At 55.6% G+C, this 20,743-nt stretch carries 18 protein-coding genes and 2 pseudogenes; 13 read left to right on the plus strand and 7 right to left on the minus strand.

What is annotated here, in order from left to right; all coding sequences use genetic code 11:
• Positions 1 to 4: 4 nt before the first annotated feature.
• Positions 5 to 3,409, plus strand: a complete 3,405-nt coding sequence (locus MKR05_RS27070; protein WP_284118588.1) for a hypothetical protein — start codon at positions 5 to 7, stop codon at positions 3,407 to 3,409.
• Between the two features lie 197 nt (positions 3,410 to 3,606).
• On the opposite strand, the pseudogene MKR05_RS19680 reads toward MKR05_RS27070, so the two are convergent.
• A pseudogene (locus MKR05_RS19680) lies at positions 3,607 to 3,702 on the minus strand (hypothetical protein); the annotation flags it as partial.
• 17 nt (positions 3,703 to 3,719) lie between these two features.
• Here MKR05_RS19680 and MKR05_RS19685 point away from each other — a divergent pair.
• The 3 genes and pseudogenes from MKR05_RS19685 to dacC all read left to right on the plus strand — a co-directional run.
• Positions 3,720 to 3,890, plus strand: a pseudogene (locus MKR05_RS19685) (helix-turn-helix domain-containing protein); the annotation flags it as partial.
• A gap of 77 nt (positions 3,891 to 3,967) precedes the next feature.
• Positions 3,968 to 4,390, plus strand: coding sequence for a hypothetical protein (locus MKR05_RS19690; RefSeq protein ID WP_284118564.1), 423 nt, complete (start codon positions 3,968 to 3,970; stop codon positions 4,388 to 4,390).
• Between the two features lie 1,053 nt (positions 4,391 to 5,443).
• Positions 5,444 to 6,646: a serine-type D-Ala-D-Ala carboxypeptidase gene (gene dacC, locus MKR05_RS19695; RefSeq protein WP_004201290.1), complete on the plus strand. Its 1,203-nt coding sequence runs from the start codon at positions 5,444 to 5,446 to the stop codon at positions 6,644 to 6,646.
• Between the two features lie 53 nt (positions 6,647 to 6,699).
• Here dacC and deoR read toward each other — a convergent pair whose 3' ends face one another.
• Both deoR and ybjG read right to left on the minus strand, forming a co-directional pair.
• Entirely contained in the window at positions 6,700 to 7,458 is a 759-nt protein-coding gene (deoR, locus tag MKR05_RS19700; protein ID WP_023288975.1) for a DNA-binding transcriptional repressor DeoR, read from the minus strand.
• Between the two features lie 102 nt (positions 7,459 to 7,560).
• Positions 7,561 to 8,154, minus strand: coding sequence for an undecaprenyl-diphosphate phosphatase (gene ybjG / locus MKR05_RS19705; RefSeq protein WP_023288976.1), 594 nt, complete (start codon positions 8,152 to 8,154; stop codon positions 7,561 to 7,563).
• 326 nt (positions 8,155 to 8,480) lie between these two features.
• Here ybjG and kdeA point away from each other — a divergent pair, with 326 nt between their 5' ends.
• Entirely contained in the window at positions 8,481 to 9,713 is a 1,233-nt protein-coding gene (gene kdeA, locus MKR05_RS19710) for a multidrug efflux MFS transporter KdeA (RefSeq protein ID WP_004201293.1), read from the plus strand.
• Positions 9,714 to 9,751: 38 nt separating this feature from the next.
• Here kdeA and MKR05_RS19715 read toward each other — a convergent pair whose 3' ends face one another.
• Positions 9,752 to 10,564 (minus strand): Cof-type HAD-IIB family hydrolase, encoded by an 813-nt coding sequence (locus tag MKR05_RS19715; protein ID WP_238875353.1) that lies wholly within the window; start codon positions 10,562 to 10,564, stop codon positions 9,752 to 9,754.
• On the minus strand, positions 10,564 to 11,766 hold the full coding sequence (locus MKR05_RS19720; RefSeq protein WP_044521889.1) for an MFS transporter: 1,203 nt from the start codon (positions 11,764 to 11,766) through the stop codon (positions 10,564 to 10,566). The genes MKR05_RS19715 and MKR05_RS19720 overlap by 1 nt, the downstream gene beginning before the upstream one ends.
• An 82-nt stretch (positions 11,767 to 11,848) precedes the next feature.
• Between MKR05_RS19720 and MKR05_RS19725 the strand changes: the two genes are divergently transcribed.
• Complete coding sequence (locus tag MKR05_RS19725) at positions 11,849 to 12,412, plus strand: TetR/AcrR family transcriptional regulator (protein WP_044521890.1); 564 nt, start codon at positions 11,849 to 11,851, stop codon at positions 12,410 to 12,412.
• A gap of 178 nt (positions 12,413 to 12,590) precedes the next feature.
• Here the strand turns inward: MKR05_RS19725 and MKR05_RS19730 are convergent, their stop codons facing one another.
• Positions 12,591 to 14,276 carry an aspartate:alanine antiporter gene (locus tag MKR05_RS19730; RefSeq protein ID WP_004179131.1) on the minus strand — a complete coding sequence of 562 codons (1,686 nt, stop codon included), beginning with the start codon at positions 14,274 to 14,276 and terminating at the stop codon, positions 12,591 to 12,593.
• Between the two features lie 267 nt (positions 14,277 to 14,543).
• Here MKR05_RS19730 and ybjM point away from each other — a divergent pair, with 267 nt between their 5' ends.
• Positions 14,544 to 14,927, plus strand: a complete 384-nt coding sequence (ybjM, locus tag MKR05_RS19735; protein WP_002896351.1) for an inner membrane protein YbjM — start codon at positions 14,544 to 14,546, stop codon at positions 14,925 to 14,927.
• 6 nt (positions 14,928 to 14,933) lie between these two features.
• Here ybjM and MKR05_RS19740 read toward each other — a convergent pair whose 3' ends face one another.
• Positions 14,934 to 15,197, minus strand: a complete 264-nt coding sequence (locus MKR05_RS19740) for a GrxA family glutaredoxin (RefSeq protein WP_002896352.1) — start codon at positions 15,195 to 15,197, stop codon at positions 14,934 to 14,936.
• Positions 15,198 to 15,399: 202 nt separating this feature from the next.
• On the opposite strand from MKR05_RS19740, the gene MKR05_RS19745 reads away from it, so the two are divergent.
• The 6 genes from MKR05_RS19745 to potG all read left to right on the plus strand — a co-directional run bounded on the left by MKR05_RS19745 (position 15,400) and on the right by potG (position 20,734).
• Complete coding sequence (locus MKR05_RS19745; RefSeq protein ID WP_004201326.1) at positions 15,400 to 15,687, plus strand: YbjC family protein; 288 nt, start codon at positions 15,400 to 15,402, stop codon at positions 15,685 to 15,687.
• The gene (gene nfsA, locus MKR05_RS19750) at positions 15,671 to 16,393 is read left to right on the plus strand and encodes a nitroreductase NfsA (protein WP_101861861.1); all 723 of its coding nucleotides are present in this window, start codon (positions 15,671 to 15,673) and stop codon (positions 16,391 to 16,393) included. The genes MKR05_RS19745 and nfsA overlap by 17 nt, the downstream gene beginning before the upstream one ends.
• 114 nt (positions 16,394 to 16,507) lie before the next feature.
• Positions 16,508 to 17,410, plus strand: coding sequence for a 30S ribosomal protein S6--L-glutamate ligase (gene rimK / locus MKR05_RS19755; protein ID WP_023288981.1), 903 nt, complete (start codon positions 16,508 to 16,510; stop codon positions 17,408 to 17,410).
• 88 nt (positions 17,411 to 17,498) lie between these two features.
• Positions 17,499 to 17,978, plus strand: coding sequence for a YbjN domain-containing protein (locus MKR05_RS19760; RefSeq protein ID WP_002896365.1), 480 nt, complete (start codon positions 17,499 to 17,501; stop codon positions 17,976 to 17,978).
• 348 nt (positions 17,979 to 18,326) lie between these two features.
• Positions 18,327 to 19,439, plus strand: coding sequence for a spermidine/putrescine ABC transporter substrate-binding protein PotF (gene potF / locus MKR05_RS19765; protein ID WP_102005528.1), 1,113 nt, complete (start codon positions 18,327 to 18,329; stop codon positions 19,437 to 19,439).
• Between the two features lie 161 nt (positions 19,440 to 19,600).
• Entirely contained in the window at positions 19,601 to 20,734 is a 1,134-nt protein-coding gene (potG, locus tag MKR05_RS19770; RefSeq protein ID WP_044521950.1) for a putrescine ABC transporter ATP-binding subunit PotG, read from the plus strand.
• Positions 20,735 to 20,743: the final 9 nt, after the last annotated feature.

Below are 20,743 nucleotides of genomic sequence, written 5' to 3' on the forward strand. Positions count from 1 at the left end.
ATCCATGCCTGATGCATGGGATAATATGCAGTCTATTGACAAGTTCGTTAATAGCAGCGATGAAACCATTACCACACGCACAGGCGAACAGTTAGATACTTTGCATGGCGTTAATGTTAAGGCGGACAACCAGCTAACGCAGCAGCAAGCAGATTTTGAAACCTCGCAAGAAGAAAGGGATGCTGTAGTTGAGGAAACCAGGCAGAACCTGATCCCTCTCAGCCGGCAGTATATGACACTTGCGGCAGCGCAGGCTGATATTGCCAACATTCCCGATGGTAGTGCCACCTATTACCGCAGCCCTGACGACAGCGCTCTTGCGGTTGAGGTGATCAATAACGGCGGTACACTTGAGGAAACTGGAAGGAAAATGCCTTCCACTGAATTGGTTAATGTAAAAGTAAGCGCTGCTTATGAAGACTTAAATGCTAAAATTGGTTCAACAAACGTTTTGCTAAGCGAGATTTTAGCGCTTCCGTTAACTAAGTTTACAAGCATTACCACCCCTGGTGACACTGTAGTAAATGTCGGCAAAGAATCCGTTTTACTTATTAATTCTCTGTCAGCAGCTGAAACGTCTGATGCTCGCAATCAGAAAAATACGCTGAAGGTAACTGATTTACAAAGTGGTGTAACCACTATAGTTGCTGAATTACTACCAGCTGAATACTTTGCCGATAATGTTCTTAATTCTCCTTATCACTCTGTTCAACTGGCAAAGTTAAGACCAGCAACAGTTTTGTTTGATGCGACCAATTCAGTTGCCAGAGCAATATTTACCAACGTACCGCTTATCAATACCTACAAATCGATCACTGCTTATGCCGTCATCGACAAGTCTGGTGATTTTATTTCTGGTAATGCCGGTGCGTATGGTACTGATGGTAACTATTGCACGCTGTACACCAACTCTGACAGTTCAACGTCAATTCAGCTGACGTTCCCGTACTCTGTTATTACCGGGGCTGGATATGACCTTACAAAGGAAGGGGTTAAGAATTATTTCTATAATTCATTCAATGACGTTAATCTTTATTACAGAAGTACCGATGTTTCGGTAGCTAAAACTGCATATATTGCTAAGTTAAGCGCTGAGCCTGCGACTATTTCTGTAAATGCTTATCTGACTATTGATGCTGACATTCTTTATTACAACGGAGTGTCCAGGCAGGATACTAACAACAATCCGTTTACCCGTTTTGTTACGGATGTGGCAAACGACAGTGCATCTAATTATAGCGGACCTATCGAGCTAAAGGTAAGCTTCCCTGAGGGAATGGTCTTTGGTCAAAACTGCATTAAAGTATCAGACTCTGCTGGAAACGTATTCGACGCTCAGTTCTCTGCGGATGATTTCGTTAACCTTCGGTTTCAGTCAAATGAGGGTTATCACCCTGATGGATCGTTCAAGACAGGCTCGGTTTGGATTATTGACTCTGTAGCTGCGGGACAAAAGAAATATTATAACGTCGATGTTTATGGTTATCGCTATGACGATACAGTGTACACAGATGGGCTTGAGTATTACGCCCCTTCTGATGCCCTGAAGCGCTACAACATTAAAGTGGGTAATTTATATTACCGCTTTGGCTTTGCTGGCGGAGCATATGGGCTCACGTCTATTGATGCCGCTAAAAATGATGACACTAACAGAATTCGTTGTTCCCTTAGTCCGCAACACCGCTATGTGAACGCAGGTGCTCAGGTTATCGAGTATTTCACCGATAACGTTACGCTGAAGGTCATCAATTCCGGTCCGCTTTTTACCGAAGTTGAGCGCATTGGCTACAATGCTGCCAGTGCTGTTTACTCTGCCGGTGTTCTCAAGGCGACCACTCGTTACCGTATCTTTAAGAACGGCGTGGTCATTGTGAAAAACATGGTTACCGCCCTTCAGGAAATACCTGTAGGAAAAATGTATGGTGAAACCATTGGATCAAATATCATATATCCAACTGGAACGACTCCTGCCTATACGGGAACAGCGGCAGCTGCAATTACCAATGGAAATACCGCAGGCGGTGGTAAATTCTCTTACGTGCCCACCATTGTAAATGGTGATATTCACAGGGACGGAACATCTGCAGGCCCGACAAGGCCTACCGGCATCACGATGACCAATACCGCTTCGTCTTATACGCTGGGTGTAACCACTGGATGGCAATATTCATCCTTTACCGATTACTCTTTACTGAACTGGCCAGTTGAGAAAAACTGGACGTGGTCAATCGAGATTTGGCTGAACGCCAATGAAACAGAAACTGACCCACTGACACTTGCGAAGAAAGTTTATAACCGTCCGGTTGGTTTTGCCCGGGGCGGAGCGCTTCCAAACTTCGCAGTGAAAGAAGCGGAGCGGAAACTGCAGGAGCTGCTTGATGGGGTTGCTGACTTCTGGATGAATGGAGATTCAGCTGGAATTGGCGGCATGGATGCTAACGCCGGTCAATATGACGTAGCCACCCCGTGGGGATATCTTGCGTATCGTGAACTGCAAAAGCCATCACCTAATATTGCGGCAGTATGGGCAAGATTTAAACGGTGCTGGGATGATAACTGGCGCACCACAAATATCGGGACGCGTTATCTGGAGGGTGTACTTAACGTCGCTGATTTAGTCACTCCTGTATTCAAGCCGTGTGTTTCTGTATATCGTGCGGCTGAGTTTATGGGGGACACTACAACAACGACAGCGATGCAGCCGTATATTAAGTCCTGGGCTGACGCGATGGTAACAGCGGTCGCAGCAAAAGGAGGTGTGCCTAACACCTATTCATCGACTGCGGTAAGCGCAGCTGTGAATATTAATATCTACGGCATGCTGCTTATCGCGCTGGCAATCCACGCCGGGATGGATACTGATGGTTCGTACCAGTCATGCTATAACACGGTGATGACGAATCTGACCAATAGCAGCACTGTTGGTCGCTATCTGCCAAGCATGCTGGATTCGATGCCTGTCAGCACCTCCCTGGCAAGGAGCCGGTGGTACAACTACGACATGGACCTGGCGCCTGACTACCTCATGATGACGGAGTTACTCGGCGGAACGCCCCTGTTTAACAACGTCAACTATGGACTTCAGGGACTGTGCGGTGATGGCAGGCTACGGGGGATTGATTTCATTATCTCTGAAAGCCGAAGGGGGATCATTTCGACTCCGGTTAGCGTTGCATTGACGATGATGCTGGTTCGACGAGTATCTACCGGGAACGCCTTGCTGGCTTGTGTTCAGGCCTATGAAAAAGATTATCTTACCAACCCGTATTCGTCCGGACGTTTCTATGACTTCTCTCCGCGTCTTGCCTCTGGCATACCAACGACAATCTCAAGTCATAACAAGGTTATGATTGAGATGATGGCTGGGTATTTTGTGCATCAGCTCGCAAAGGGGAGAGTTGTAGGTTAATTGTGATAGCGGCTGCCATGGAGTTGATGGCCGCGCTTTATCAAGAACAAAGAAGAATTGATATTTGGGGCATGGATGGGGCATGAAAAATCATTAAATTTCGCCAAACATTGCAAACAACGTATGTTGGATGCTATCTCCAGCCATTAAAAATGGCGCTCCTGGACGATATTTGTCGATTTTTAAATTTACCGCGTCACGCAATTGAAGTGGCGGGCATACTCTTCAAGGCTGGTGATGCCAAGGCGCACCCATTTCGGGTGCACCAACTTGGGAAGCCCAATATAAATCAGAACGCGGCGAGGATCTCCTCGGTGCTGCGCACGTGCCAGGGAGAGTCGGCGGCCGCCGCCGGGTAATGACTGAAGAAGTGGTGGAGCGGTGCCGCAGGATGTTGAGTACGGGCGCAACCCGGCAGCAGGTAGCTGATGTAATAGGTGTAGACGTGAAAACAATCTACAAGTACCTCCCGGCGACTTGAAGACAAAGATTTCACTACTTTTCCTGATATGTTACGTTTGGCTTAATCAATTCATTCAGCTTTGAAAACAGTTTGGTTTGTTCGTGAACGGTAAGAAAACAATAAGTTTTGAGCAATTTTTAACTATTAACAGCAATCTTGTTTCCATCTCAGATACATGGGCTGACTTGTGGGCGTTAATTTTTCACACGGGTTTAAGCGCTGGAAGGCTGCTGAGTATTCGATATGATGATATTGATGGTGACTTGATACTGATACGAAAACAGGGTCACCTGAAGGAGCTACGTGTTAAATCAACCCCTTCAGTGGAGGCGATGATTGCTCGTAGAAGAGAACGCTATCCAGAAGATGTTTATTTATTTCAGAGTCATTCTAACCGTGTGAAGTACCATCGCCGGCCGGTCACTATAATTGCTTTCAACGCCGCTTTACGTCGCGCCGCTAGATCATTACCAGACGTTAACGTAAGCAGTAGTAGCGCGAGAAACATACCGGACTAAGCGCCTGTCCAGTAGCGTGTGGCCGATGTGACAGGCGTGGGAGTGAAGACGATTTACAAATATTTGCCAGTACAATACGGCGATAAAAAATCCCCTTGAGCAGGCACACTCAAGGGGAAAATACTACATAACATCATTGCTGTGTGCGTCTTTGCGCTCGTCTATCTTCCAAGAATATGCCTAAAGCTTCCAGATATTTCAGGTCTGAGCTGTTACATCATGGAGTAGGTGCCGATGTGATAGGTTAAGAGCGAAGATGATCTGTAAGTACCTTCCGACGTCGAGGGGCAAGGACCATGAATTTGGGTCTATACCATCCCAATTCATATATTCTTTGTAAGTCTATGAAATATCGATAAAAGTATTCTGCTCGAAATGAACCATATGGAATAGCCAAAGGCTAAAATGCCCAGAGTAAAAACAACAATCAGCAAGTCCGTCTGTGACATCTTAAATCCATTTTGCAGTAGCAGGTTTTGAGAAAAGATAGTTCATCGCTGGCACATAGACAACATAATCACTAAGTGAAACCAATTTCTGTGTCTCAAAGGTGACAGGTTTCCTCTCGGTGCGCCTGATTGATAGTTGAAACCTCTATTGATCAGATTAGAGAATAAAAATACTGTATATATAAACAGTGTTTTCAGAAGGTGACGATCGCACGTTCCAGCTTTACAACCCGAATGAAGGGCTGTAATCGTGGGGCAGATTTTGGGGCAAATCGGCTTTTGGGGCATGATTTGGGGCAACCAAATGTCCGCATTTGTCCGCATTTGTCTTGCCATAAATTTTTGTATCTTATTGAAATGTGGCTATATCATTGATTTTTGAACGGTAAGTTTTTTCTTGCCATAATAAAGTTAATATTTAGGCAATCACGATCAAAAAAATTGTTCTGATTAAAGCACAGCGGCATGTTATTGCGTAAACTTTAAAAACTTTACCAACTCGCTGTTTCTTTAAGGTCATTTGTACGCTTTACTCACCGGTTGCTGCGGCGCGGTCAGAGTGGCGCGGCATATTTTGTTTGGAAAGGATACTTGGGTGGCTCTTATGATGCATGACGCTTTTTCCCTTCGCGGCCTCGCGGCAGGTTGCGCGCTGTTATTTCTTGTCGCACCTGCGGTGCAGGCTGCAGAACAACTCCCCGACGCCCCTTCGATTGACGCTCGCGCCTGGATCCTGATGGACTACGCCAGCGGGAAGGTGCTGAGCGAAGGCAATGCCGATGAAAAACTCGACCCGGCCAGTCTGACGAAGATCATGACCAGCTACGTGGTGGGGCAGGCGATAAAAGCGGGAAAAATTAAACTGACCGATATGGTGACCGTCGGGCGCGATGCCTGGGCGACCGGCAACCCAGCGCTGCGCGGTTCATCGGTGATGTTCCTCAAGCCCGGCATGCAGGTTTCAGTAGAAGATCTGAACAAAGGGGTCATCATTCAGTCCGGAAACGACGCCAGCATTGCCATTGCGGACTACGTGGCGGGCAGCCAGGACGCTTTCGTCAGCCTGATGAACGGCTACGCCAAAAAAATGGGGCTGACCAACACCACCTTTATGACCGTCCACGGCCTCGATGCGCCGGGGCAGTTCAGTACCGCCCGCGATATGGCGTTACTGACCAAAGCGATGATCCACGACGTACCGGAAGAGTACGCGGTACATAAAGAGAAAGAGTTTACCTTTAATAAAATTCGCCAGCCAAACCGTAACCGCCTGCTGTGGAGCACCAACCTCAACGCCGATGGCGTGAAAACCGGGACCACCGCCGGGGCCGGCTATAACCTGGTATCTTCGGCCACTCAGGGCGATATGCGTCTGATTGCCGTGGTGCTGGGGACCAAAACCGACCGCATTCGCTTTAACGAGTCGGAAAAACTGCTGACCTGGGGCTTCCGCTTCTATGAAACCGTGACGCCGATTAAACCGGATGCCACCTTCGTCACCCAGCGCGTGTGGTTTGGCGACAGCAGCGAAGCGAAACTGGGGGCCGGCGAAGCGGGCTCTATCACCCTGCCGAAGGGCCAGCTGAAAAACCTGAAAGCCAGCTACACCTTAAACCAGCCGCAGCTTACCGCGCCGCTGGAGAAGGGGCAGGTGGTCGGGACTATCGACTTTAAGCTGAATGATAAAACCATCGAGCAGCGCCCGCTGATCGTCATGGAGCCGGTGAAAGAGGGCGGCTTCTTCAGCCGGATGATCGACTTCGTACTGATGAAACTGCACGGCTGGTTCGGCAGCTGGTTCTCCTGATGCCATGACCGCGCCCGGCGGGGCGCGGTCAGTTACGCTTCAATAGTGACGCTTCAATACAGCAGGGAGATCTGCTGTGCCTTCGCCAGCGCCACCAGCTCATCATCCGGGCAGATATCGCTGGCGATCACGTCAAACTTCGCTAACGCCCCCATGCGCGCCGGACGCACTTTGCCAAACTTGCTGTGGTCGACCACCAGCACGTGGTAGCGTGCGTGTCGCATCGCCCAGTGTTTGACCGGCAGTTCCTCCAGGTTATAGCAGGTCGCCCCCTGTTCGCAGTCAATGCCCGCCGCCGAGTAAAAGGCGATGTCAGGGCTCAGATGGCTGAGGGTATCCTCAAGGCTCAGCGGCATAAAAATCGCGTTGCTGGCATGAAATTCTCCACCACACAGGACCGCGCGGCACTGGGGCTTTTCCTGCAGGGCCAGAAAGGTGTTCAGGGAGTAGCAGACGCCGGTGAAGGGCAGGGCATCGTCAATGGCGTCGATGATCCACGGGGTGGTGGTCCCGCAGTCGAAGAAGGCCATCTGATGGGGCTCCAGCAGCGCAGCCGCATGGCGGGCGGCGCGGCGTTTCTCCTCGACCAGCCGGGTCTTTTGGTCGCTGAGCAGGTAATGGGTGGCGCTGCGCGGCTCCAGCACAATGTATCCGCCGAGCAGCACGACCGGACCGCTGTGGCCGTTGAGGTCGCGACGAATGGTCATTTCCGACACCCCAAGCAGGGAGGCCGCTTCTTTCAGATGCAGCTTATCGCTGCGCTTGAGTGCCTGAATGAGTTGACTGATGCGTTCGTCACGGCGAGTTTCCATATTCCCTCTGCGCTAAAATCGCCCTGCGGAGGCAGGGCGTTAGCGGGATTTTACCTGTCGCTTGCGGGTTAGTCACGCGGTGGCCGCCGCGACGGTCGGCGTTTAGCCGCGCACCCAGCCTTTGCGGATCGGCAGGGAGAAGCAGAGGCGATAGAGGCGCTGCAGCTGACGGTACAGCGCCGGGCCGACAGTATGCCAGATTAGCGCCGCGCCAAGGCAGCCGCACATCCCGGCCAGCAGGCCGCCAACCATGTCCAGCGGCCAGTGGACGCCGAGATAGACGCGGGACCAGGCGATGGCGGCGGCAAGGGCCATCAGCAGGGCGCCGGACCACAGGCGATGCCAGAACAGGAAGGCCAGGGCAAAGGTAAAGCTGACGGTGCCATGGTCGCTGGGGAAGGAGTCGTCCGCCGCATGGTGCAGGAAGTTATAGCCCACGCCGGCGACAAATGGCCGATCGTGCGGATAGAGGTGGCCGATCGCCCATGAGACGGTCAGGCTGATCGTCAGCGCCAGCATCAGCTTAAAAACCATCTGCCGCTGGGCAGGCCCCCACAGCCACAAGGTCACCACCAGCAGGGGCACGATCAGAATCAGATCTTTAGCGATGAAAATCGCCACCTCAATGGCCCACTGCGGCGAGGCCGGGGTCGCGTTGAGCAGGGCGAACAGCGCGTAGTTTATATTTTCCAGCATAGACTTCCAGGCTCGTTGGTCCGATAGCAAATAAGCCGCCTACCCTAAATAAAAGCGGTGCGGAGATAAAGCAGCATTGTCTTAAAGATCAGGTTGTTATGAAATGTCGCCTCCTGAGGCGCGGCGCTAACCCCCTGAAAAGCGTCAGTATATCCTTTGTCACATTGCTGAAACATAAACGGAATATATACGCCGAGTGAATTGCAAAGAAGAAGCCTGACGGTGGCGCGCAACTCGCAATATTGTGCGGTGTCACCCACAATTCACTATCTCCGCGCCGGGAGTTTCATTACACTTTGCGCGATTTTTGATAGATAAGAGATTTCATGCAAAATTATTCGCTTTCAGGCCGCCGCCTCGGAAGGCAGGCGCTGCTGTTCCCGCTATGTCTGGTGCTGTACGAGTTTTCCACCTATATCGGCAACGATATGATCCAGCCGGGTATGCTGGCCGTGGTTCAGGAATTCCAGGTGGGCAACGAGTGGGTACCCACCTCGATGACCGCCTATCTGGCCGGCGGCATGTTTTTACAGTGGCTGCTGGGGCCGCTGTCGGACCGTATTGGCCGCCGTCCGGTGATGTTGACCGGGGTGGTGTGGTTTATCGTCACCTGCCTGGCGACGCTGCTGGCGCAGACCATTGAGCAGTTCACCCTGCTGCGCTTCCTGCAGGGGATCAGCCTGTGCTTTATCGGCGCGGTCGGCTACGCGGCGATCCAGGAGTCCTTTGAGGAGGCGGTGTGTATTAAAATCACTGCCCTGATGGCCAACGTGGCGCTGATTGCTCCGCTGCTGGGGCCGCTGGTGGGCGCCGCCTGGGTGCATATCCTGCCGTGGGAGATGATGTTCGTGCTGTTCGCCGTGCTGGCGGCCATCTCGTTTGTCGGCCTGCAGCGGGCGATGCCGGAGACCGCGACGCGGCTGGGTGAAAAGCTGTCGGTCAAAGAGCTGGGCCGCGATTATCGCCTGGTGCTGAAAAACCTGCGCTTCGTCGCCGGCGCGCTGGCCACCGGCTTTGTCAGCCTGCCGCTGCTGGCGTGGATTGCCCAGTCGCCGGTCATTATTATCAGCGGCGAACAAGCCACCAGCTATGAGTATGGCATGCTGCAGGTGCCGATTTTCGGCGCGCTGATTGCCGGCAACCTGGTGCTGGCGCGCCTGACTTCGCGCCGTACCGTGCGCTCGCTGATTATCATGGGCGGCTGGCCGATCGTGTTTGGCCTGCTCCTCTCCGCGGCGGCGACGGTGGTCTCTTCCCACGCCTATCTGTGGATGACCGCCGGCCTGAGCTTCTACGCCTTCGGGATTGGCCTGGCGAACGCCGGCCTGGTGCGCTTAACCCTGTTCGCCAGCGAGATGAGCAAAGGCACGGTTTCGGCGGCGATGGGAATGCTGCAGATGCTGATCTTCACCGTCGGCATCGAGCTCAGCAAACATGCTTACGAGCTGGGCGGCAATGGGCTGTTCAGCCTGTTTAACCTGCTGGGCGGGGTGCTGTGGCTGGGGCTGATGATCTACTTCCTGAAAGATAAAAGCGTCGGCAATTCGCAGCAGGGGTAACCGGTTTTCAACCCGGATGCGCTTGCATCCGGGTCTTATCAGGCGAACGGCGCTTCGCGATCCAACACCTTATCGATAATCTGCAGAACCCCCTCTTCGTTGTTGTGCGGCGCATGATAGCGGGCGACGGCTTTGACGTCTTCCCGGGCGTTGGCCATGGCGAAGCCAAACCCGGCGTGCTGCAGCATTTCGATATCGTTGCCGCTGTCGCCGAACGCCACCACCTCATGATCCTCGATGCCCCAGCGCTGCTGCAAAATACGCAGGCCGTTGGCTTTGTGCACCCCCGGGATAATTAAGTCGATGCTGCCGTAGCCGGTGGCCACTGCGGTCACCATGTCCCCCAGCGCCGCGTGCAGCCTCGGCTGAATTTCCGGGATCAGGCGATCCGGCACGTTGAGACCAAATTTGAGGATGGTGTCATCGAGATGGTTAAAATCAACCACCAGTTCAAGGCGGTGATAATACTTCGCCGCCACCGTCTTCAGCGCGTCGTTGTAGCGGTTGAGGGTGTAGGCGCTGCGCTTCCCGCAGGCGATGATTTCGATATTCGGCAGCGTCTGCAGATGATCGACCACGGCGTTGAAATGGTGAACCGGCAGCTGGCAGTTGAAGACATCTTCATTGCCGCTCACTACCCAGCCGCCGTTTTCCGCCACGAAGGCGATCTGGTGGGCGATCTCCGGAAAGAAGGAGATCAGCTGGTAGTACTGGTTGCCGCTGGCGACCACGAAGCGAATGTTCTGCTCGCGCATTCGTTGATACTGGGCGAGGAAGCGCGGCCGGTTGTAGGTTTTGGCATCGCTTAAAAAGGTGCCGTCCATATCCACCGCAATCAGTTTGATGCTCATTAGCTGTTCTCCATAACGGGTTCAGACTGTGGCTTAGCCACCGCGCGGGCGACCAGCGCCGCCACCATCACCAGGCCCAGCACCACCAGCATCGCGCTGCGCAGGCCGAAGTGCTCGCCGAGGAAGCCCAACAGCGGCGGCCCGACGAGGAAAGCAAGATACCCGGTAATCGCCACCACGCTGACGCGCTTAGGGGCATCCGGACCGGTATCGCTGGCGGCGGAAATAGTCAGCGGGAAGCCGAGCGAGGCGCCGATGCCCCACAGCAGCACCGAGATGCCCGCCACCCAGGGGTTATCGACGAAGATAATCAGGCCGATACCCAGGGCGCCCATCACCGCGCTGCCGCGAACCACCGTCACCCGGCTGTAGCGATCGATAAACCAGCCGCCGGTAAAGCGGCCCAGCGTCATGCCGAGGGTGAAGCCGGCATAGATCAGCGAGCCGGAGGTGGGGCTAAAGCCGTGGCCGTCCACCATCAGCAGCGGCAGCCAGTCATTGGCCGAGCCTTCGGCAAAGGCCATCGCCAGGACGATGACCCCGATAAGCAGCAACTGCGCGTCGCGCCATACCGGCAGACCTTTCGCCTCGCCGTGGGCGGCTTCGGCGGCATTTTTACCGGTACCCTCCGGAATGGCGCGGATGGCAATGGCGATGGGCAGAATGGCCACCAGCGCGGCCGCCAGGATATGCGGAGCGGCGGGCAGGCCGAACCCGGTCACCGCCATGCCCACCCCGGCGCCGAACAGGGTGCCAAAGCTGTAGAAGCCGTGCATCATCGGCAGCACCGTTTTATTCATCTCCCGCTCAACCGCCGCGCCCTCGACGTTAATGGCGACCTCTGCCGAGCCAAAGCTGGCGCCAAAGATGGCCAGACCGAAGGCGAACAGCGGGGCGGAGGTGACCCACAGCGCCAGGCTGAGCACCAGCATGCCGAGTACGGCGAAGGACATGGTGGTGCGGATGACCTTGCGGGTGCCAAAGCGCTTCACCAGCCACGCCGAGCAGAGAATACCGCTCATCGATCCCACCGACAGGCCAAACAGCACGACGCCCATCTCTGCGGTAGAAAGCGCCAGCAGATCGCGGATCGCCGGCGTGCGGGTGGCCCAGGAGGCCATTAATAAGCCGGGGATGAAAAAGAACATAAACAGCGCCCACAGTCGAAGCTGGAGCGCTCTGCGCGAAGATTGCGTCGTCATCCGTAAACGCCTTAAAGGAGAAGAGTGAAGACAACAGTAGCAAGCATGTGTACATTTGTACATAAACCGGAAGAGGAAAATCATGGCCCGTAGACCGAACGATCCGCAGCGCCGCGAGCGCATCCTGCAGGCGACGCTGGACACCATCGCGGCGCACGGCGTCCATGCGGTGACGCACCGTAAAATCGCCACCTGCGCGAATGTGCCGCTGGGGTCGCTGACCTACTATTTCAGCGGCATCGAGGCGCTGATCGCGGAGGCGTTCAACCTGTTTACCGCCGAGATGTCGGCGCAGTATCAGCAAAGCTTCGCCGGAGTAACGAACCGGCAACAAGCCTGCGATGCCATCGCGGAGCTGATCTTCAGCGCCCAGGTGACCACGGCGCGCAATATGGAGCTGATGTACCAGCTGTACGCGTTCTGCAGCAGCCAGCCAGCGCTGAAGGCGGTGATGCAGAACTGGATGCGGCGCAGCCAGCAGACGCTGGAGCAGTGGTTTGCCCCCGACACCGCCCGCGGCCTTGACGCCTTTATTGAAGGGATGACCCTGCACTTTGTCACCGACCGCGCGCCGCTGTCGAAGGCGGCGATCCGCATGATGGTCGGGCAGCTGGCAGGGGAGAGGGCGCAGGAAGAGGGGCGCTGAGGCGGCGTTTCAGCCGGAATGGCTAAACGCAGGCAACAAAAAACCCATCAACCTTGAACCGAAGTGGCGGGGTTGATGGGCTCCACAAAATGGGGACATCAAAGAAAAGCAGTGGCATTACTTATGACTGATGCCCTGAGAAAAAGTTCTGCCTGTGGCGGCTTTTTTCGCAAAAAATTTATTGTAGCCCTGGCCAGATGATCACGATGAGCGTCCCGGCGAGGGTGAGCAGCACGTTGGCGATGGCGTAGGTGCCCGCATAGCCGAGCGCCGGGATGTTGCTGCGCGCGGTATCGCTGATGATCTCCATCGCCGGGGCGCAGGTGCGGGCCCCCATCATGGCGCCGAACAGCATCGCCCGGTTCATGCGCAGCACGTAGGCGCCGAACAGGAAGCAGATCACCACCGGCACCAGGCTGACGATAAGCCCGGCCGCCAGCATCTGGCCGCCGACGGCGCCCAGCCCGTTATTGATCCCGGCCCCGGCGCTGAGCCCGACCCCGGCCATAAACACCATCAGACCAAACTCTTTCACCATGTTCAGCGCCCCCTGCGGGATATAGCCAAAGGTTGGGTGGTTGGCGCGCAGGAAGCCAAGCATGATGCCGGCGAACAGCAGGCCGGCGGCATTGCCGATGCCGAAGCTGAAGGAGCTGAACTGGAAGGTGATCATGCCGATCATCAGGCCGACGATAAAGAAGGCGCAGAAGGCGAGGAGATCGGTCACCTGGCTGTGAATGGAGATAAAGCCGATGCGGTCGGCTACGGTCTTCACGCGGCGGGCGTCGCCGCTGACCTGCAGCACGTCGCCTTTATTCAGCACCACGTTGTCGTCGATAGGCATCTCGATCTGGCTGCGAATGACCCGGTTCAGGAAGCAGCCGTGATCGGTAAGCTTGAGCTGCGCCAGGCGGCGGCCGACGGCGTTGTGGTTTTTGACCACAATCTCTTCGGTGACGATGCGCATGTCGAGCAGGTCGCGGTCGAAAACCTCTTTACCGTTGCGGAAGCTCGGGTCGAGGCGGGCGTGCGCGTCCGGGTAGCCCACCAGCGCAATATCGTCGCCCATCTGCAGCACCGCGTCGCCGTCCGGGTTGGCCAGAATGCCGTTGCGGCGGATGCGTTCGATATAGCAGCCGGTCTGGCGATAAATGCCCAGCTCGCGCAGATTTTTGCCATCCGCCCATGCCACCAGCTCCGGGCCGACGCGATAGGCGCGGATCACCGGCAGGTAGACTTTACGTTTGGAATCGGTATCGAGGCCGCGCTCGCGGGCGATTTGCTGGGCGCTGGTCTGCAGATCCTGATGCTGCAGCTTGGGCATATAGCGGGCGCCGACGATCAGGCTCACCAGACCAACCAGGTAGGTCAGGGCATAGCCGAGGCTCAGGTGGTCAAGCGACTGCGCCAGCTGATCGCTGGGCAGGCCGAAATGGCGCAGGGTGTCCCCCGCGCCCACCAGCACCGGGGTGGAGGTCATCGCCCCCGCCAGCATACCGGCGGTGAGCCCGATATCCCAGCCGAACACTTTACCCAGCACCATGGCGATCAGCATCGCGCTGCCGACCATCACCAGGGCCAGCATCAGATAGTTTTTCCCGTCGCGGAAAAAAATCGAAAAAAAGTTAGGACCGGCTTCCACGCCGACGCAAAAAATAAACAACATAAAGCCGAGATTAAGGGCATCGGTGTTAATCGCGAAATGCTGCTGACCTAATAATAGAGAAACGACTAAAACGCCAATGGAATTACCAAGTTGTACTGAGCCGAGACGCAGTTTTCCCAGGCATAGTCCTAATGCAAGTACAACGAATAATAACAGGATGTAATTCCCGTTTAACAAATCTGCGACGTTTATATTCACGAAAGCCAACTTCTCGTTTACTAGTAAGTTGTTGAAGGAAATGGTTATTTGGTCTAAGGTTGCTCAGGCGTTCGCGTTGTCGCGAACCTATTCTGGCACCCTGTTATAACCAGCAAAAATATACCCGCTAGTTTAATCCTTCCTGGATGCGGCGGCTAGTGACAATCGTTTTTAGGCTGGTAGGGGAGTTATTGGCATGGATTGCCGAAATGCTTTATCTGACTGGGCGACGTGGACGTGAGTTAGAGGCAACATCAGGAGGATACGGTGAAATCTGAGCGTAGTTGGGCCGGCATTATCTGTGGCTTCGTTCTGTTCATTGTGGTGTGCTTATCGTTGTTGTTACATATGAAAGGGGCCTTTCGCGCCAGCGGCAACCCGGAGCTGGGCCTGCTCTTCTTTTTGCTGCCAGGGGCGGCGGCGAGCTGTCTCTCTCCCGGACGGCGGGTGCTGCGTCCTTTGCTCGGCGCGATACTGGCGGCGCCGGTCTGTATGGTGACGATGCGGCTGTTTTTCGTCACGCACCGGACGTTCTGGCAGGAGATGGCGTGGGTACTGAGCGCGGTGTTCTGGTGTGCGCTCGGGGCGTTGTGCTTTTTGTTTATCTGCGCCTGGCTTGATACCTGGCGCAGTCATTCATCGAGTAAATAAATTTACTCAGGCAAACAGGCCAAGGTTCTCTTTCGCCCAGGCTTCGAAATCGGTGCAACCGCCGATGTGTTTCTGGTCGACGAAAATCTGCGGTACGGTTTCAACCGGTTTGCCGACGGTTTTTTCCAGATCAGCTTTGCTGATGCCTTCGGCGTGAATATCCACGTAACGGTAGTTAAAGTCATCACGCTCGTTGGTCAGTTTTTCTGCCAGCTCTTTGGCGCGAACGCAGTAAGGGCAGCCTGGACGACCAAAAATAACGGTAAACATTGCTTCTCTCCTTAAACCTCAGCCGGATGGCGAATGGCGCTTATGATGCCTGCATTGGCCGGTGAGGGAAAGAAGGTTCTGCCTTTTGCTTCGATGGTTTACGGCTATGTTTGATAAATGTCGTACTATCAAAACCCGTATACTGACCCGGCGGCGCGGTGGCATTGGCTGGCGCGCCGCGTTTATCAACCGGAGAGGCGTGATGCGAAAATTTGCCCCGTTGCCAAAAAGCATACTGCTGGTTGAGATCCTCGGGATGGGGCTGTTAACCCTCGCCTGGCTCTCGCTTAACCAGTATGTCCAGCTGCCTGCGCCCATTGCCAGCCCGACCGCGGCGCTGGTGATGCTCTTTGCCGGGATCGTGCTGATGATCCCCGCCGCCATCGTCGTGATGTGGCGGATGGCGCAGATCGTGGCCCCGCAGTTAACCCACTCTCCTGAGCCTGAATCCTTGTCTGACAGAGAAAAACGAAATGACGCCGACCATTGAGCTGCTGCGCAGCCACCGTTCTATCCGCCACTTCACCGATGCGCCCGTGAGCGACGAACAGCGCGCGGCGATTATCGCCAGCGCGCAAGCGGCATCTACCTCGAGTTTTTTACAGTGCACCTCCATCATCCGTATTACCGACCCGGCCCTGCGTGAACGTCTGGTCCCGCTGACCGGCGGCCAGCAGCACGTCGCCCAGGCGGCGGAGTTTTGGGTCTTCTGCGCCGACTTTAACCGCCACCTGCAGATCTGCCCGCAGGCGGAGCTGGGGTTGGCGGAACAGCTGCTGATCGGCGTTGTCGATACGGCGCTGCTGGCGCAAAACGCGCTGACCGCCGCCGAGTCCCTCGGGCTGGGTGGCGTCTATATCGGCGGGTTGCGCAACAGCATTGAGGCGGTGACCGAGCTGCTGGAGCTGCCGCAGCACGTCCTGCCGCTGTTCGGTCTTTGCCTTGGCTGGCCGGCGGATAACCCGGACATCAAGCCGCGGATGCCGGCCGCCATGCTGGTGCATGAGAACCGCTATCAGCCGCTGGATAACGCGCTGCTGGGGGAGTATGACGAACAGCTGGCGCACTATTATCTGTCGCGCGGCAGCAACGCCCGCCGCGATACCTGGAGCGATCATATCCGTCGCACTATCGTGAAAGAGAGTCGTCCGTTTATTCTCGACTATCTGCATAAGCAGGGGTGGGCAACGCGCTGATTACGTGTACACTGCTGCTCCGGCCAGGCGGTATCCGCCGCTGGCGGCAGGAAAGGTGGAAGTGTGTTCGATAGCTGAGGCCCGCCAGTGCGGGTCTTTTTGCAGAGGTGCAGGATGAAAATTGCCATATTATCCCGGGATGGAACGCTTTATTCATGTCGACGCCTGCGCGAAGCGGCGCAACAGCGCGGGCATCAGGTCGAGATCCTCGATCCGCTTTCCTGTTATATGAACGTCAGCCCGGTGGCCTCTTCGATCCACTATAAAGGGCGCCAGCTGCCGCACTTTGATGCGGTGATCCCGCGCATTGGCTCGGCGATTACCTACTATGGCACCGCGGCCCTGCGTCAGTTTGAGCTCCTGGGAAGCTATCCGCTGAACGAATCGGTCGCCATCACCCGCGCTCGCGATAAGCTGCGCTCGCTGCAGCTGCTGGCGCGCCAGGGCATCGATCTGCCGCTGACCGGCATCGCTCACTCCCCCGATGACACCAGCGATCTGATCGCCATGGTCGGCGGCGCGCCGCTGGTGGTGAAGCTGGTGGAGGGCACCCAGGGGATCGGCGTGGTGCTGGCGGAGACCCGCCAGGCGGCGGAGAGCGTGATCGACGCCTTTCGCGGGCTGAACGCCCACATCCTGGTGCAGGAGTACATTGCCGAGGCGAAAGGCTGCGATATTCGCTGCCTGGTGGTCGGCAATGAGGTGGTGGCGGCGATCGAACGGCGGGCGAAAGAGGGCGATTTTCGCTCTAACCTGCACCGTGGCGGCATGGCTACGGTGGCGCAGATTAGCGATGAGGAGCGCGCCATTGCCATCAAGGCGACGCAAACCCTGGGCCTGGACGTCGCCGGTGTCGATATTTTACGCGCCACCCGCGGGCCGCTGGTGATGGAGGTGAATGCCTCGCCCGGACTGGAAGGCGTGGAAACCACCTCCGGCGTGGACATCGCCAGCAGGATGATCGCCTGGATCGAGCGCCAGGCGACACCGGAATTCTGTTTGAAAATAGGCGGCTAACCGCCGGATGCAAGACTGTCATGGTATGCGGCGCTTTTTTTGCGTAAGCTATGGCGTCGTTTTTCCACTGTAAGAGGTCACAGGCACTATGGATTCACTGGTCGTTCCAGGTCTGGATACGCTACGTCGCTGGCTGGATGAGATCGGCATCAGCTTTTTTGAGTGCGATTCCTGTCAGGCATTGCACCTGCCGCATATGCAGAATTTCGACGGTATTTTTGATGCCAAAATTGACCTGGTGGATAACGTGGTGCTCTTTTCCGCCCTGGCGGAGGTAAAGCCGTCTGCTTTACTGGCGCTGTCGGCGGATCTCTCGGCCATCAACGCCAGTTCGTTAACCGTGAAGGCGTTTATCGACATTCAGGACGATAATTTGCCCAAGCTGGTGGTCTGCCAGTCGCTGTCTATCGGCCCCGGGGTGACGATGGAGCAGTTCGCCTGGTTCTTCCGCCAAAGCGAGGAGCAGATCTCGATGGTGATCCTCGAAGCCGGCGCCAATCAGCTGCTGTACAAAGGCGAAGAAGAAGAGCCGGCCGCAGAAAACGTGCAATACCATTTTCTTCACTAAACCTGCCTAAAATTAGCGCAGCCACTACCGCAGCGGCTGCGTATTACCCGCTTTTATTCTGCATTTAACCTTTCTTTAAAGCATTATTCACCGCCATTCAGGCCGTTTTGGCTTATCACGTAGACCGTTATTGCATAAAAATTTGATAAAAGGCGTTTTTTTACCTGGGCTATAGCCTCTTATTCTGGCTACAGTTATTCTGGCGATGCTTCCAGTTGCGAGCAACCACTCCGGGAGAGATCCGCTCTCCTTTTCTCAGGCAATGAAAAAATATGCATGATTTTTGCATGCGTAGAAATGCGTATATTTGAGCCCGTAAGTTAACGGGCGTTGAGAAGGAAAAGAGATATGACCGCCTTTGGTAAAAAATGGTTAACAGGTCTGGTTACGGGTGCGCTGATGGCCGTCTCTGCCGGTTCGCTCGCCGCCGAACAAAAAAACCTGCATGTCTATAACTGGTCTGATTATATTGCGCCGGACACTGTGGCCAATTTCGAAAAAGAGACCGGGATTAAAGTCGTGTATGACGTTTTTGATTCCAATGAAGTGCTGGAAGGTAAATTAATGGCCGGCAGCACCGGTTTCGATCTGGTGGTGCCATCGGCCAGCTTCCTTGAGCGCCAGCTGGCGGCGGGCGTGTTCCAGCCGCTGGATAAGAGCAAGCTGCCGAACTGGAAGAATCTCGACCCCGAAGTGCTGAAGCTGGTCGCCAAGCATGACCCGGAGAATAAATACGCCATGCCTTACCTGTGGGCGACGACGGGCATTGGATACAACGTTGATAAAGTGAAAGCCGTCCTCGGCAAAGATGCGCCGGTCGACAGCTGGGATCTGGTGCTGAAGCCGGAGAACCTTGAAAAACTGAAAAGCTGCGGCGTCTCCTTCCTCGACGCGCCGGAAGAGATTTTCGCCACCGTGCTGAACTACCTTGGCAAGGATCCGAACAGCAGCAAAGCGAATGATTACACCGGTCCGGCCACCGATCTGCTGCTGAAGCTGCGGCCGAACATCCGCTACTTCCACTCTTCGCAATATATTAACGACCTCGCCAATGGCGACATCTGCGTGGCGATCGGCTGGGCAGGGGACGTCTGGCAGGCGGCGAACCGCGCGAAAGAGGCGAAGAACGGCGTCAACGTCTCCTACTTTATTCCGAAGGAAGGCGCCCTGGCGTTCTTTGACGTCTTTGCGATGCCGGCCGACGCTAAAAATAAAGATGAGGCCTATCAGTTCCTTAACTATCTGATGCGCCCGGATGTGATCGCCAAAATCAGCGACCAGGTGTTCTACGCCAACGGCAACAAGGCCTCTACGCCGCTGGTCAGCGAGACTATCCGTAACAACCCGGCGATTTATCCGCCAGCGGATGTGTTCGCCAAACTGTTCACGCTGAAGGTGCAGGATCCGAAGATCGACCGCGTGCGCACCCGCGCGTGGACCAAAGTGAAGAGCGGTAAATAAACTCTGACGGCCCGGTAAGCGGGCCGTATCAGAACGGCACTCGCCGGGAAATGGCAGCGCGCCCGGCGAGCAGAAGCACCAGGATGGTGCACCTGCACTGTTAAGCACGAAGTATGGCACCGGACCATATGGTGATCGTTTTTTTGCCGGAGAGCACCCGATTGAACGACGTAATGCCCCGCCCACAGGCGAAAGCCCCCAAAGCGCTGACCCCGCTGCTGGAAATCCGTAACTTAACCAAGTCGTTTGATGGCCAGCACGCTGTCGACGATGTCAGTCTCACTATTTATAAAGGCGAAATTTTTGCTCTGCTGGGCGCATCAGGCTGCGGGAAATCGACCCTGCTGCGCATGCTGGCGGGCTTTGAGCAACCGACCGCCGGACAGATTATGCTCGACGGCGTGGATCTGGCGCGCGTACCGCCCTATCAGCGGCCTATCAATATGATGTTCCAGTCCTACGCCCTGTTTCCCCATATGACCGTTGAGCAGAATATCGCTTTCGGTCTGAAGCAGGATCGTCTGCCTAAGGCGGAAATCACCGCCCGGGTGCAGGAGATGCTGGCTCTGGTGCACATGCAGGAGTTCGCTAAACGTAAGCCGCACCAGCTCTCTGGCGGTCAGCGCCAGCGCGTCGCGTTGGCGCGCAGCTTGGCGAAACGACCAAAGCTGCTGCTGCTCGACGAGCCGATGGGGGCGCTGGATAAAAAGCTGCGCGATCGCATGCAGCTGGAAGTAGTGGATATTCTTGAGCGCGTTGGCGTGACCTGCGTGATGGTGACTCACGATCAGGAAGAGGCCATGACCATGGCGGGCCGTATCGCCATCATGAACCGCGGCAAGTTTGTGCAGATTGGCGAACCGGAAGAGATTTACGAGCACCCGACCACCCGCTACAGCGCCGAGTTCATCGGCTCGGTGAACGTCTTTGAAGGGCTGGTGAAAGAGCGTCTGGAAGATGGCCTGGTGCTGCGCTCGCCGGGACTGGTGCATCCGCTGAAGGTCGACCCCGACGCCTCGGTGGTGGACAACGTGCCGGTGTGGGTGGCGCTGCGTCCGGAGAAGATCATGCTGTGCGATGAGCCGCCGGCGGATGGCTACAATTTTGCCGTCGGCGAGGTGATTCATATCGCCTATCTGGGGGATCTCTCCATCTACCATGTGCGCCTGCAAAGCGGGCAGATGATCAGCGCCCAGCTGCAGAATGAGCACCGCCATCGGAAAGGAACGCCCACCTGGGGTGACGAGGTGCGTTTATGCTGGGATGCGGACAGCTGCGTTGTACTGACGGTGTAAGGAGAGGGC

This window comes from Klebsiella sp. K5-204 (genome assembly GCF_030128585.1).
Classification (GTDB): domain Bacteria; phylum Pseudomonadota; class Gammaproteobacteria; order Enterobacterales; family Enterobacteriaceae; genus Klebsiella; species Klebsiella quasipneumoniae.